Raw genomic sequence first — 12,856 nt, 5'->3', positions numbered from 1 at the left:
GCCGCGCCGGGCGCGGAACCGCTGGACGCGGGGGCCCCGAGCGCGACGGAGGCGAACGAGGGGCGCCCGGAGCCGCGCGGTGCGGGGCGGGACGCGGCGCCGGAACGGGCCGCCGAGCCGGGGCCGCGCGGTGGCGGCGGCGGTGGCTGGGACCGGCGGATCGCGGGTGGGCTCGCGTTTCTGCGGCGGCGGCTGACGGGTGAGTACGACGTCGACGACTTCGGGTACGACGAGGAGCTCACCGACCAGGTCCTGATGTCGCTGCTGCGGCCCTTCTACGAGAAGTACTTCCGCGTCGAGGTGAAGGGCATCGAGAACATCCCCGCCGACGGCGGGGCGCTGATCGTCGCCAATCATTCCGGGACGCTGCCGTTGGACGGCCTGATGATGCAGGTCGCCGTGCACGACAACCATCCGCACGGGCGGCATCTGCGGCTGCTCGCCGCGGACTTGGTGTTCATGCTGCCGGTGATCAATGAACTGGCGCGCAAGGCCGGGCACACGTTGGCGTGCGCGGAGGACGCGGAGGCGTTGCTGGAGCGCGGGGAGCTCGTCGGGGTGATGCCCGAGGGGTTCAAGGGGATCGGGAAGCCCTTTGGTGAGCGGTACAAGCTGCAGCGGTTCGGGCGGGGCGGGTTTGTGTCCACGGCCCTGCGGACGGGGTCGCCGATCGTGCCCTGTTCCATCGTGGGGGCCGAGGAGATCTACCCGATGATCGGCAACGCGAAGACGCTGGCTCGGGTGCTGGGGATTCCGTACTTCCCTCTGACGCCTACGTTTCCTTGGCTGGGGCCGTTGGGTGTGGTGCCGTTGCCCACGAAGTGGACCATTCAGTTCGGGGAGCCGATTCCTACGGATGGGTATCCGCCGGAGGCTGCTGAGGATCCGATGCTGATGTTCAATCTGACGGATCAGGTGCGGGAGCAGATTCAGCACACGCTGTACAAGTTGTTGGTGCAGCGGAGGTCTGTGTTCTTCTGACGGGGGTGGGCCCGGCTGGGAGCTCCCCAATCCCGCCCCTTCCCGTAAGGCGTTTGAGGAGCGGGGGTCTGGGGGCAGAGCCCCCAGTTATGCGGCTACCTCTGGTCCTCGTCCTCGATTCCCAGTTCCGGGAGGAGGCCGGGGAGGAGGGGCGGGAGGGTTACCTCCGGCTTGCCGGGCTTGGGGTTCTTGGGGGTGGGGTTCTTCTTTGCCTCGTTGGTCCCGGAGGGGGCGGGCGGCGCGTGCTCCGGCGGGGGGTCGAGGATGCCGTCGGTGACGCCGGGCAGGATGCCTTCGCGGCTTTCCTGGCGGCCGGGGGAGGAGGGCTTCGGCTTGCCGCCGGGGGACTGGGGTCGGCCGGATTCGCCGGAGGTGCGGGGCGCGGGGTGGTCCTGGCCGGTGCTGGTGGACGAGTCCTGGCGGGGGCGGTCGTCGGGGGAGTCGTCCTTGCCGGTCTGGCTGGGCAGCAGTGAGCGCAGCGGCTCGACTTCCTGCTCCATGGCGTCGAAGACCGAGCTGACCTGCTCGCCGACGTCGCCGAGCTGGACGGGGAGCTGTTCGCGCAGGGCGCTCCAACTGCCGCGGTGGGACTGGGCGAAGGCGGAGAGGGTCTGGATGGGGCCGAGGGAGCCGTCGCGTTCGTATGCCTCGAGGAGGAGGCGGTGGCCTTCCGAGGCGTCGTGCCGCATGCCGGAGAGGGCGCGGCGGACTTCGCCGACCGATTCGTGGTCGAGGTGGCCGGAGCGGGCGCGCTCCATCAGCCGGCGGGCCTCGTTGAGCCGGGTGGATGCCTGGTCGAGGTAGATCCGGCCGCGGTCGGTGTCGCTGTCCGCCATGCCGAGCTTGAGGTCTTCCATGCCGCGCTTGAGGCCGTAGAGGGAGTCGCCCGGGAGGGCGTCCCCGCTCGCCGCGGCCACGCCGCCGAAGGCCCCGGCCGCCACGCCCACGGTGAGGCCGCCGGCGGCGATGCCCTTGGACAGGCGTGTGCGTGGCTTCAACTTCCGCAGGGGGCTTGCCCGGTGGGAGCCCTTGGCGCCCTTCGTGCGCTGTTCCGGTACGGAAGGGCTTCTGCCCTCGCCCGCCGCTGTGCCCTCCGCCAGCATGGCTTCCATGGCCGCCACCAGCTGGGCCCGCTGGACCACCTTGACCTCGGGGTCGAGCTGGGGCGCGGGGAGCCGGGCGAGGCCGTCGGCGAGCGCCAGCATCCGGTCGCGCCCGGCCGCGCCCGACGTCGCGGAGTCGGCTCGGGCGGCCGTTGTGGTGGCGGGGGAATCTTCGGGCTGCTCGGCCGCCGGGTCCTGGTCGGAATGCTCCTCCAGGGCTTGGGCGAAGGCGTTCGCCCGCCGGTGGGCCGATACGTTCGCGATCACTGGCGGCACCTCCTCTCGTCATGACGGTCGACTCCCCAGGGGGTCCTGAGGGTTGCGTGTGCCGAACACTTCCACACGTTCGAGTGAGCGCATGGAGCCTCCCCGTGCTCCGAGGGAGCTCGGGGGCGATCGGATTGCAACCACAGGGAGCCTGCATCCCGCACAACGAGCGTCGCGGCACTTGGGTTACGGACGAAAGATGATCGGACCGCGCAGGGCTCGCCAAAGCCCGTGACGGCCATCTGGCCGCCACGGACGGTGAGTCGGGCGTCGCGCCCTGTCGCGGGACGCCCGTGCTGCGCCGCTAGCGGGCGTCGTCCGGGAGGAGTCGGGCGAGCGTACGGACCGCTCGGTACTGGAGGGTTTTGATCGCGCCTTCGTTCTTGCCCATGACGCGGGCGGTCTCGGCCACGGAGAGGCCCTGCAGGAAGCGCAGGGTCACGCACTCCTGCTGCTGGGGGTTGAGGCGGCGCACGGCGTCGAGGAGCGCGGCGTTCGAGAGGGACTCCAGGACGGAGTCCTCGGGGCTGCGCTCGACCTCGTTCGCGTCGAGCATCTCGCCGGTGGTCACTTCGAGGCGGAAGCGGCTCGACTTGAAGTGGTCGGCCACCAGGTTGCGGGCGATGGTGACGAGCCAGGCGCCGAAGTCGCGGCCCTGCCACGTGAACGTACCGATCCTGCGCAGGGCGCGCAGGAAGGTCTCGCTGGTCAGGTCCTCGGCGGTCGCTTTGCCGCCGACGCGGTAGTAGATGTAGCGGTAGACGGTGTCGCTGTACTGGTCGTAGAGACGGCCGAAGGCGTCGGACTCGCCCGCCTGGGCGCGCTCGACGAGGTCCATCATGCGGGCGCTGTCACTGTCCGCCGCGGGACGGCGGTGGGTGGTCGTGGCGGTACCGGAGCGCGCCCGTCTGCTGACGGCCGCACCGCCGTCCGCCAGGGCGTAGCACGGCCCGGCGGGTGCCGGGACGGCGAAGGCGGGGACGGCGTACGCGGTGGGGACGAAGCCGCGCAGGCGGTCGACGACCGTTGCGCGCAGCGTAGCCAGGCCCGAGGCGTCAACCCCGACGTGTGGGTACACGGGACTCCCAGAGGCAGAGCTTCCATCACGTGCAGTACCGGACCGTTCACCCGTCGTAGCGACGCGCGGGGTCCGTTATGCGTCTGAGGAGAATAACGCTTCGTACAGGCAGCGCTACACCCAGTTGCTCAAATCATCGATTACGTCGCTTCTGTTACCGATCAGCGGTCAATCAAGTACCGGTTATTGAACGATTGTTGATCGAATGAGCGCGCATTCGGGGTAGCCGCGGGGCGTGTTGTGGCCGAGTTGAACGAACGGGACTGGCGGGGGGCGTGGCGGGTAAGACAGAACGATTGCCGTCGTTTCCGCGCGCGGCGAGCGGCGGAGGCCCGGCTTCCGGGGGCTCCGCGGGCGGTGGTCACCGAGCGTGTCGGTGCCGGGGAGGGCTCGGCGTCAGTGGCGGCGGCGGTGCAGCGCGATCGCGGCCGCAGTGCCGCCCGCGACGGCGCCGACGCCCGCGGCGGCGGGGATGCCGACCTTCGCGGCCTTGCGGCCGGTGCGGTAGTCGCGCAGCCGCCATTCGCGGGCGCGGGCGTGCTTGCGCAGCTTGGTGTCGGGGTTGATCGCGTACGGATGCCCGACCAGGGAGAGCATCGGGATGTCGTTGTGGGAGTCGCTGTACGCGGCGCAGCGGGCCAGGTCCAGGCCCTCGGCGGCGGCCAGGGCGCGGACGGCCTCGGCCTTCGCGGGGCCGTGCAGCGGCTCGCCGACGAGCTTTCCGGTGTAGACGCCGTTCACCGACTCCGCGACGGTACCGAGGGCGCCGGTCAGGCCCAGACGGCGGGCGATGATCGTGGCCGTCTCCACCGGCGCGGCCGTGACCAGCCAGACCTTCTGGCCCGCGTCGAGGTGGGCCTGGGCCAGGGCGCGGGTGCCGGGCCAGATGCGCTCGGCCATGTACTCGTCGTAGATCTCCTCGCCGATGGACATCAGCTCGGCGACGCGGTGGCCCTTGACGATGGACAGGGCGCTGTCGCGGGCGTCCTGCATGTGCTCGGGGTCCTCGATGCCCGCGAGCCTGAACCAGGTCTGCTGCCAGGCGAATCGGGCGAGCTCGCGGCGCTGGAAGAACTTCCGCTTGTACAGGCCGCGGCCGAAGTGGAAGAGGGCGGCGCCCTGCATCACGGTGTTGTCGAGGTCGAAGAACGCGGCGGCCTTCTCGTCGCCGGCGACCGGGAACTCGGGGGCCTCGGCCTCCTTCGGCGGGGCCTCTTCGGCCCGCTCGCCGAACTCCTCCAGCTCTTGTGACGACTTGCGCGCTGCCTCTGCCGAAGCCTCGCCTGCCAGCACGCTGCGCGCGGTGGCGAAGCGCCTGCGGGGGTGGAGCCAACCCAGAGCGGCCATGCCGTCGAGCATAGCCACTCTGTTCGGTGCGCCTGTGAATGGAAGGATTCGAACCCGACAACGATCCGTGTCGCACTGGTCACACCGGGCGCCGCGGAGAAGGCCCGCCCATAGGAAGCTGGACGGTATGAGCGCGCTATTTCGCAGGACGGCGAAAGCAGGGAAGAAGGCACCGGGCGAGCGTCTTGTCACGCTGATCGGCAAGCCCGGGTGTCACTTGTGCGACGACGCGCGGGAGGTGATCGCCGGGGTCTGCGGCGAGCTCGGCGTCGCCTGGGAGGAGAAGGACATCACCCGGGACGAGGCGCTGCACAAGGAGTACTGGGAGCAGATTCCGGTTGTCCTGGTGGACGGGGAGCAGCACACGTTCTGGCGGGTGGACGAGGGGCGGCTGCGGCGGGAGTTGCAGGGGTAGCGCGCGCCCGCCGGGGTCCGGTGGCCGGTGTTGGCCGGTGTTGGCCGGTTATGACGTCCGGAGCTGTCCGGAAAGTCGTTTAGCATCGGGGGTCGGTTTTGAGATCTCGGGGGCGAGGGTCGTGAGGAGTGTGTGCGGTTTTGCCCCCGTCGGTTGAGTGTCGTCCCCGGCCGTGCGCCGGTTCCAGGGAAGTGCGCCGGGGGCGCGTGACCCCGGTCACGTTGGGCGGGCAAATCGGACACCATCTTTGTGCACGCGTTCACAAAGACATAGCCTGCTGTCGACGGGGCGGTCTGGGAACGTGTGGCCGCCTTCAGCCCCGCTCTACCCGCAGGAGCACCGTGGCAACTGGCCGAACTCACCGACCGGCGACCCGCAGCCGAGGGATTCCCGAGGCCACCGTCGCCAGGCTTCCGCTGTACCTGAGGGCTCTGACCGCGTTGTCGGAGCGCTCGGTGCCCACGGTCTCCTCCGAGGAGCTGGCCGCCGCCGCGGGGGTCAACTCCGCGAAGCTGCGCAAGGATTTCTCGTACCTCGGCTCCTACGGGACGCGCGGCGTCGGCTACGACGTCGAGTACCTCGTGTACCAGATCTCCCGTGAGCTCGGCCTGACCCAGGACTGGCCGGTTGTCATCGTCGGTATCGGTAACCTCGGCGCCGCGCTGGCCAATTACGGCGGGTTCGCCTCGCGTGGATTCCGCGTGGCCGCCCTCATAGACGCCGATCCGGCGATGGCGGGCAAGCCCGTCGCCGGCATGCCGGTGCAGCACACGGACGACCTCGAGCGGATCATCAGCGACAACGGCGTCTCCATCGGCGTCATCGCGACCCCTGCGGGCGCCGCCCAGCAGGTGTGCGACCGCCTCGTGGCCGCGGGCGTCACGTCCATCCTGAACTTCGCGCCGACCGTGCTGACCGTCCCCGACGGCGTCGACGTACGCAAGGTCGACCTCTCCATCGAGCTGCAGATCCTCGCCTTCCACGAGCAGCGCAAGGCCGGCGAGGAGAGCGCCGCGGACGCCGCGGACGGCACAGCCACGCCCGCCGTCGCCAAGGACCACCGCAAGGGACCCGACGGGGACGTCCCCGCCGTGATGCCGGCATGAGTCTCCTCGTCGTAGGTCTCAGTCACCGCAGCGCTCCGGTGAGCGTGCTCGAGCGGGCCGCGCTCACCGTCGACGCGCAGGCCAGGCTGCTGCACGACACGGTGGCCGCCGAGCCCGCGGCCGAGGCGGCCGTGCTCGCGACCTGCAACCGCATCGAGCTGTACGCGGACGTGGACAAGTTCCACGCGGGTGTCGCCGAGCTGTCGACGCTGCTCGCCCTGCACAGCGGGGTCGGCCTGGAGGAGCTCACTCCTCATCTGTACGTGCACTACGAGGACCGGGCCGTCCACCACCTGTTCTCGGTGGCGTGCGGGCTCGACTCCATGGTCGTGGGCGAGGGGCAGATCCTCGGCCAGATCAAGGACGCGCTCGCGCGGGCGCAGGAGCTGCACACCGCGGGCCGACTCCTCAACGACCTCTTCCAGCAGGCCCTGCGCGTGGGCAAGCGGGCGCACTCGGAGACCGGCATCGACCGGGCCGGGCAGTCGCTCGTCACCTTCGGCCTGGAGCAGCTGGCCGGGCGCGAGCCCGTGCACGCCTGGGCCAAGGGCAAGCGCGCGCTGGTGATCGGCGCGGGCTCCATGTCCTCGCTGGCCGCGGCGACCCTCGCGCGGGCCGGGATCGACGAGGTCGTCGTCGCCAACCGCACCCTGGAGCGGGCCGAGCGGCTCGCCGACATCCTCACGGAGGGCGGCACGGGAGTCGCCGCCCGCGCCGTCCCGATGGACGACGTGGCCGAGGAACTGACACGTGCCGACGTGGCCGTCTCCTGCACCGGCGCGACGGGTCTCGTCCTCACGGCCGCGGACGTCACGGCGGCGCTCGCCGGGCGCGTCGGTGACGTACGAAGTGGCGTACGGGACGGGCATGACGGAGCGGTCTGCCGCGACGACGACTGTGTGATCGCGCCGCACACCGGCACGCCCGCGCAGCCCGCCGACGCGACGCCGGACACCGACGCCACGCCCGGCACCGGCACTCCCGGCGACGAGACCGCGTACGAGCAGCACGCCGCGCTGGTCGAGAACAGCCCCGCTGTGGGCGGCGGTTCGGTGCGGACGAGCCGGACGGCCGGTGCCGCCGTGGCACCCGTCGCCCGCGCCGCCGCGCTGTACCTGCTCGACCTCGCCATGCCCCGCGACATCGACGCCGCCGCGCACCGCCTCACCGGCGTCCGCCTGGTCGACATCGAGTCCCTCGCGGACGCGTCCGCCGACGCGCCGATGGCCGCCGACGTGGACGCCGTGCGCACGATCGTGTCCGACGAGGTCGCCGCGTTCGGCGCCGCGCAGCGGGCCGCGCACATCACGCCGACCGTCGTCGCGCTGCGCACCATGGCCGCCGGTGTCGTCAGCGGCGAGATGGCCCGGCTCGACGGCCGGCTGCCGGAGCTCGGCGACAAGGAGCGCGCGGAGATCACGCAGACCGTGCGCCGCGTCGTCGACAAGCTGCTGCACGCGCCGACGGTGCGGGTGAAGCAGCTCGCCAGCGAGCCCGGCGGCGCCGGATACGCCGACGCGCTGCGCACCCTTTTCGACCTCGACCCGGAGACGGTCGCCGCCGTCTCCCGGGCCGACCTGCTGAGCAACGCCGGGGGCAACGCCGGGGTCCAGCTCAACCAGCACCAAGAGAACGACGAACCCAAGCGAGGCCGCGCATGACCGAGAAGGCACTCAGACTCGGGACCAGGCGCAGCAAGCTGGCCATGGCCCAGTCCGGGCAGGTGGCGAGGAAGGTCACGGAGCTGACGGGGCGGCCCGTCGAGCTCGTCGAGATCACCACGTTCGGCGACACCTCGCGCGAGCACCTCGCCCAGATCGGCGGCACCGGTGTGTTCGTCACAGCGCTGCGCGACGCGCTGCTCGCCGGCGAGGTCGACTTCGCCGTGCACTCGCTGAAGGACCTGCCCACCGCGCAGCCGGCCGAGCTCACGCTCGCCGCCGTGCCGGAGCGGGAGGACCCGCGGGACGTACTGATCGCGCGCGACGGACTGACCTTCGCGGAGCTGGTGGCCGACGCCCCGCAGGGGCCCGCGCGCATCGGCACCGGCTCGCCGCGCCGCATGGCGCAGCTCAACGCCTACGCCCGCAACCACGGCAGCTCCATAGAGGCCGTGGCGATCCGCGGGAACATCGACACCCGCATCGGATACGTGCGCGACGGCAAGCTGGACGCCGTCGTGCTCGCCGCCGCGGGCCTCAACCGCGTCGGCCTGACCGACGAGGTGACCGACTTCCTGTCGGTCGACACCGTTCTGCCCGCCCCCGGCCAGGGGGCACTGGCGATCGAGTGCGCCGCGTCCAACGCGTCACTCGCCGCCGCGCTCGCCGAGCTCGACGACCCGTACACCCGGGCCGCCGTGACCGCCGAGCGATCCCTGCTCGCCGCCCTGGAGGCCGGCTGCAGCGCACCCGTGGGTGCGTTGGCCGACCTGCTGGCCGACGGGCAGATTGTCAAGGAAATGCGCCTGCGCGGCGTCGTCGGTGCCACCGACGGCTCGACGCTGGTGCAGCTGTCCACCACCGGTCCCGTGCCTGAATCGGAAGACCAGGCGATGGCGCTCGGGCGGGAACTCGCCGCCGAGATGCTCGCCAAGGGCGCGGCCGGTCTGATGGGGGAGCGAGCACTTTGAGCCCCACCTCGAACCTTCCCGGCCTTCCCGCACACGGGCACGTCACCTTTCTGGGTGCCGGACCCGGAGATCCGGGACTGCTGACTCTGCGCGCCGTCGAGGCGCTGGCCCGAGCGGATGTGCTGATCGCCGAGCCGGATGTTCTCGATGTCGTACGTGTGCATGCCCGAGGGGGTGTGGACACACCTCTCCCGCAGGCTGCTGACGGCACGTCAGCGAGCGTCGACGGGCCAACGGCCTCAGCCGCGGCCAATCTTGTCATGGAGGCCGCGCGGGGCGGCAGGCGGGTCGTGCGTGCGGTCAGCGGCGATCCGGGCCTGGACGCGTACGCGGCCGGGGAGATGCTCGCCTGCGCCGCCGAGGGCATCCCCTTCGAGGTGGTGCCGGGCATCGCGGCCGCGGTCGGTGTGCCCGCGTACGCGGGGGTGCCGCTGCGGGACGCGCAGGGCACGGACGTGCGGTTCGTCGACGCCCGTACCGCCTCCGAGCGGTGCTGGGGGGAGGTCGGCGCCTCCGACGGGACCGTGGTCGTCTCCACGTCCCTGGACTCGGTCGCGGCCGCCGCCGGTGAGCTGGTGTCCGCCGGGCGCAAGCCCGACACCCCGATGACGGTGACCATCGCCGGTACGACGACGCGCCAGCGCACCTGGACCGCGACGCTCGGCACCATCGCGCAGGTCCTCAAGCAGGCCAAGGTGCTGCCGTCGCCGGACGGCGGGCAGGCCGTCATAGCCGTGGTCGGTGAGCGCTCCGCCGCCGCCCAGCGCGACCAGCTCTCGTGGTTCGAGTCGAAGCCGCTGTTCGGCTGGCGGGTCCTCGTACCGCGCACCAAGGAGCAGGCGGCCTCGCTCTCCGACCAGCTTCGTTCGTACGGGGCCGTGCCGCACGAGGTGCCGACGATCGCCGTCGAGCCGCCGCGGACGCCGCAGCAGATGGAGCGCGCGGTCAAGGGGCTCGTCACCGGGCGGTACGAGTGGATCGCCTTCACGTCGGTGAACGCGGTCAAGGCCGTGCGGGAGAAGTTCGAGGAGTACGGGCTCGATGCCCGGGCCTTCGCCGGGATCAAGGTCGCGGCGGTGGGTGAGCAGACGGCTGCGGCTCTGGTTGCTTTTGGTGTGAAGCCTGACCTGGTGCCGAGCGGGGAGCAGTCCGCTGCCGGGCTGTTGGAGGACTGGCCTCCTTACGATCCTGTTTTCGATCCGATCGACCGGGTCTTCCTGCCTCGGGCCGACATCGCCACCGAGACGCTGGTCGCGGGCCTGATCGACCTCGGGTGGGAGGTCGACGACGTCACCGCCTACCGGACCGTGCGGGCGTCGCCGCCGCCGGCGGAGACGCGTGAGGCCATCAAGGGCGGCGGCTTCGACGCCGTGCTCTTCACTTCCTCCAGCACCGTGCGGAACCTGGTGGGCATCGCCGGTAAGCCGCACAACGTGACCGTGATCGCGTGTATCGGGCCTGCCACCGCGAAGACCGCGGAGGAGCACGGGCTGCGGGTGGACGTGATGGCTCCGGAGCCGTCGGTGCACAAGCTGGCCGCGGCCTTGGCGGAGTTCGGGGCGCAGCGGCGTGCTGCCGCGCTCGAGGCCGGGGATGCCGTTACTCGGCCCAGTGAGCGGCGGCCGGGGGCTCGTCGGCGGCGGGCTGCGGCGCCGTAGGGTTGGCGCTCCGGGGGCTGCCGCCCCCGGACCCCCGCTGTCGGCCTGAACGCCTCGTCCTCAAACGCCGGACGGGCTGAAACGCGCCGGGGCGGGCTGAAACGCGCGCCCGAAGGGCGAGGCGCGCAGCGCGATTTACCGTGAGGTGGATTCTGCAGTGAGTACGTACGGTTCGTTCCCCGGTTCGCGGCCCCGGCGCCTGCGTACCACCCCCGTCATGCGGCGCATGGTCGCCGAGACCCGGCTGCACCCCGCCGACCTGGTGCTGCCCGCCTTCGTGCGCGAAGGCATCGGCGCGCCGGTCGAGATCGGGGCCATGCCGGGGGTCTTCCAGCACACGCGGGACAGCCTGCGGAAGGCCGCCGTGGAGGCCGTCGAGGCGGGGGTCTCGGGGATCATGCTGTACGGGGTGCCGGAGGAGGCCAAGAAGGACGGCCTCGGCACCGCCGGCACCGACCCGGACGGGATCCTTCAGGTCGCGTTGCGCGATGTGCGGGCGGAGGTCGGGGACGACCTGATCATCATGTCCGACCTGTGCCTGGACGAGTTCACCGACCACGGGCACTGCGGCGTCCTCGACGAGCAGGGCCGGGTCGACAACGACGCGACCCTGGAGCGGTACGCGGAGATGGCGCAGGTCCAGGCGGACGCGGGCGCCCATGTGCTCGGCCCGAGCGGGATGATGGACGGCCAGATCGGCGTCGTCCGCGACGCGCTCGACCAGACCGGGCACGAGGACGTGGCGATGCTCGCGTACACCGCGAAGTATTCGTCGGCGTTCTACGGGCCCTTCCGGGAGGCCGTCGGATCGTCCCTGAAGGGTGACCGCAAGACGTACCAGCAGGACCCGGGCAACGCCCGGGAGGCCCTGCGGGAGCTGGCGCTCGACCTCGAAGAGGGCGCCGACATGGTGATGGTGAAGCCGGCCGGCCCCTACCTCGACATCCTGGCGCGCGTCGCCGAAGCGGCGGACGTGCCTGTGGCCGCGTACCAGATCAGCGGCGAGTACGCGATGATCGAGGCCGCGGCCGAGCGGGGCTGGATCGACCGCGACAAGGCGATCCTGGAGTCCCTGCTCGGCATCAAGCGGGCCGGGGCGCAGATGATCTTGACGTACTGGGCGACCGAGGTCGCGCGTCAGCTCTGATCCCGCAGACGCTCAGGCAGCGGTTGGAGTCACTTGACTTCAACCGCTGTTGAGGTTCCAGGGTGGGGGCATCGACTTGTTTCCCATGTCCGGGAGGACCAGATGCGTGCCGTCGTACTCCATGAATTCGGGCCCGCCGAGAATCTCTCGTACGAGACCGTGCCCGACCCGGAGCCCGGGCCCGGGCAGGTGCGGATTGCTGTGCGGGCCGCGGGGGTGCACTTCATCGAGACCGTGTTGCGGGCGGGGAACGCGGGGGAGCTGGCGCCGCCCGCGCCCGAGTTGCCGGCCATCTTCGGGGGGGAGGTGGCCGGGGTCGTCGACTCGGTGGGGGCGGGTGTGGGGCAGGAGTGGCTGGGGCGGTCCGTCGTGACCGCGTACGGCACGCCCGGTGGGTACGCGGAGTTGGCCGTCGCCGACGTCGGTCAGCTGCACGCGGTGCCCCGGGGGCTCGGCTTCGAGGCCGCCGTCGCCATGGTCGTCACCGGGACCACCGCCGTCGGACTGCTCGACATCGCCGAAATCACCCCGGACGACGTGGTGTTGGTGACGTCGGCCGCCGGGGGCGTGGGGCGGCTCGTCGTGCAGTACGCGTACGAGATGGGTGCGACGGTCGTGGGGGTGGCCGGTGGGCCCGCCAAGGTCGCGGCGGTGCGCAAGCTCGGGGGCGGGCGTGACGACGCGGGGCGTGGGGAGGTGATCGCCGTCGACTACCGCGAGGACGGGTGGGACGCCGAGGTGCGGGCCCGGGTCGGCGGGCGGCGCGTCACCGTCGTGCTGGACGGGGTGGGCGGCGAGCAGGCCGCCACCGCGTTCGGGCTGCTCGCCGACGGCGGGCGGTTCGTGTCGATCGGCGCCGCGTCCCAGGTGGAGTTCGCGCCGGGGGACGAGGTGCTCGCCGAGCGCGGCATCACGTACGTCAACGCGCTGCTGCGGCTCCTCGCCCGCCCCGAGGACCGGCCCGATCACGAGCGGAGGGCCCTCGCGGCCGGCGCCGAGGGGCAACTCGTCCCCGCCGTCCAGTCGTTCCCGCTGTCCCATGCCGCCGAGGTGCACGCGGCGATGGAGCGGCGGGAGACGACCGGCAAGGTGGTGCTCGTCCCGTGATGCCGTGGCGCCTGG

At 71.7% G+C, this 12,856-nt stretch carries 11 protein-coding genes; 8 read left to right on the top strand and 3 right to left on the bottom strand.

Going from position 1 to position 12,856, the window contains the following annotated elements; genetic code table 11:
* Window positions 1-21 precede the first annotated feature (21 nt).
* On the top strand, window positions 22-981 hold the full coding sequence (locus STRAU_RS10500; protein WP_259299877.1) for a lysophospholipid acyltransferase family protein: 960 nt from the start codon (window positions 22-24) through the stop codon (window positions 979-981).
* Window positions 982-1,076: 95 nt separating this feature from the next.
* Here the strand turns inward: STRAU_RS10500 and STRAU_RS10495 are convergent, their stop codons facing one another.
* The 3 genes from STRAU_RS10495 to STRAU_RS10485 all read right to left on the bottom strand — a co-directional run bounded on the left by STRAU_RS10495 (window position 1,077) and on the right by STRAU_RS10485 (window position 4,776).
* Window positions 1,077-2,351 carry a DUF5667 domain-containing protein gene (locus STRAU_RS10495; protein WP_016640260.1) on the bottom strand — a complete coding sequence of 425 codons (1,275 nt, stop codon included), beginning with the start codon at window positions 2,349-2,351 and terminating at the stop codon, window positions 1,077-1,079.
* Window positions 2,352-2,655: 304 nt separating this feature from the next.
* On the bottom strand, window positions 2,656-3,429 hold the full coding sequence (locus tag STRAU_RS10490; protein WP_016640259.1) for an ECF subfamily RNA polymerase sigma factor, BldN family: 774 nt from the start codon (window positions 3,427-3,429) through the stop codon (window positions 2,656-2,658).
* 396 nt (window positions 3,430-3,825) lie between these two features.
* On the bottom strand, window positions 3,826-4,776 hold the full coding sequence (locus STRAU_RS10485) for an HAD family hydrolase (RefSeq protein ID WP_037658563.1): 951 nt from the start codon (window positions 4,774-4,776) through the stop codon (window positions 3,826-3,828).
* A gap of 127 nt (window positions 4,777-4,903) precedes the next feature.
* On the opposite strand from STRAU_RS10485, the gene STRAU_RS10480 reads away from it, so the two are divergent.
* The 7 genes from STRAU_RS10480 (at window position 4,904) to STRAU_RS10450 (ending at window position 12,841) form a co-directional block, all read left to right on the top strand.
* Window positions 4,904-5,191 carry a glutaredoxin family protein gene (locus tag STRAU_RS10480; protein WP_037658554.1) on the top strand — a complete coding sequence of 96 codons (288 nt, stop codon included), beginning with the start codon at window positions 4,904-4,906 and terminating at the stop codon, window positions 5,189-5,191.
* Between the two features lie 341 nt (window positions 5,192-5,532).
* Window positions 5,533-6,297 carry a redox-sensing transcriptional repressor Rex gene (locus STRAU_RS10475; RefSeq protein ID WP_016640256.1) on the top strand — a complete coding sequence of 255 codons (765 nt, stop codon included), beginning with the start codon at window positions 5,533-5,535 and terminating at the stop codon, window positions 6,295-6,297.
* Window positions 6,294-7,958: a glutamyl-tRNA reductase gene (locus STRAU_RS10470; RefSeq protein WP_078621124.1), complete on the top strand. Its 1,665-nt coding sequence runs from the start codon at window positions 6,294-6,296 to the stop codon at window positions 7,956-7,958. Before STRAU_RS10475 ends, STRAU_RS10470 begins: the two co-directional genes overlap by 4 nt.
* Window positions 7,955-8,929: a hydroxymethylbilane synthase gene (gene hemC, locus STRAU_RS10465; protein WP_016640254.1), complete on the top strand. Its 975-nt coding sequence runs from the start codon at window positions 7,955-7,957 to the stop codon at window positions 8,927-8,929. Before STRAU_RS10470 ends, hemC begins: the two co-directional genes overlap by 4 nt.
* Window positions 8,926-10,587: a bifunctional uroporphyrinogen-III C-methyltransferase/uroporphyrinogen-III synthase gene (locus tag STRAU_RS10460; protein WP_016640253.1), complete on the top strand. Its 1,662-nt coding sequence runs from the start codon at window positions 8,926-8,928 to the stop codon at window positions 10,585-10,587. Before hemC ends, STRAU_RS10460 begins: the two co-directional genes overlap by 4 nt.
* Before the next feature lie 157 nt (window positions 10,588-10,744).
* On the top strand, window positions 10,745-11,734 hold the full coding sequence (gene hemB / locus STRAU_RS10455) for a porphobilinogen synthase (RefSeq protein WP_052029033.1): 990 nt from the start codon (window positions 10,745-10,747) through the stop codon (window positions 11,732-11,734).
* Window positions 11,735-11,836: 102 nt separating this feature from the next.
* Entirely contained in the window at window positions 11,837-12,841 is a 1,005-nt protein-coding gene (locus tag STRAU_RS10450) for a zinc-binding dehydrogenase (RefSeq protein ID WP_016640251.1), read from the top strand.
* Window positions 12,842-12,856: the final 15 nt, after the last annotated feature.

Source organism: Streptomyces aurantiacus JA 4570, assembly GCF_000414115.1.
Taxonomy (GTDB): domain Bacteria; phylum Actinomycetota; class Actinomycetes; order Streptomycetales; family Streptomycetaceae; genus Streptomyces; species Streptomyces aurantiacus_A.
The sequence above is the reverse complement of the archived record's forward strand: the minus strand, read 5'-3'. Positions and strand labels throughout refer to the sequence as shown.

What these genes read in the sequence shown, in the direction of transcription:
- STRAU_RS10485 (WP_037658563.1), bottom strand. Translation starts at nt 4,776, where the DNA reads ATGGCCGCTCTGGGTTGGCTCCACCCCCGCAGGCGCTTCGCCACCGCG.
- STRAU_RS10480 (WP_037658554.1), top strand. Translation starts at nt 4,904, where the DNA reads ATGAGCGCGCTATTTCGCAGGACGGCGAAAGCAGGGAAGAAGGCACCG.
- STRAU_RS10470 (WP_078621124.1), top strand. Translation starts at nt 6,294, where the DNA reads ATGAGTCTCCTCGTCGTAGGTCTCAGTCACCGCAGCGCTCCGGTGAGC.
- hemC (WP_016640254.1), top strand. Translation starts at nt 7,955, where the DNA reads ATGACCGAGAAGGCACTCAGACTCGGGACCAGGCGCAGCAAGCTGGCC.
- STRAU_RS10450 (WP_016640251.1), top strand. Translation starts at nt 11,837, where the DNA reads ATGCGTGCCGTCGTACTCCATGAATTCGGGCCCGCCGAGAATCTCTCG.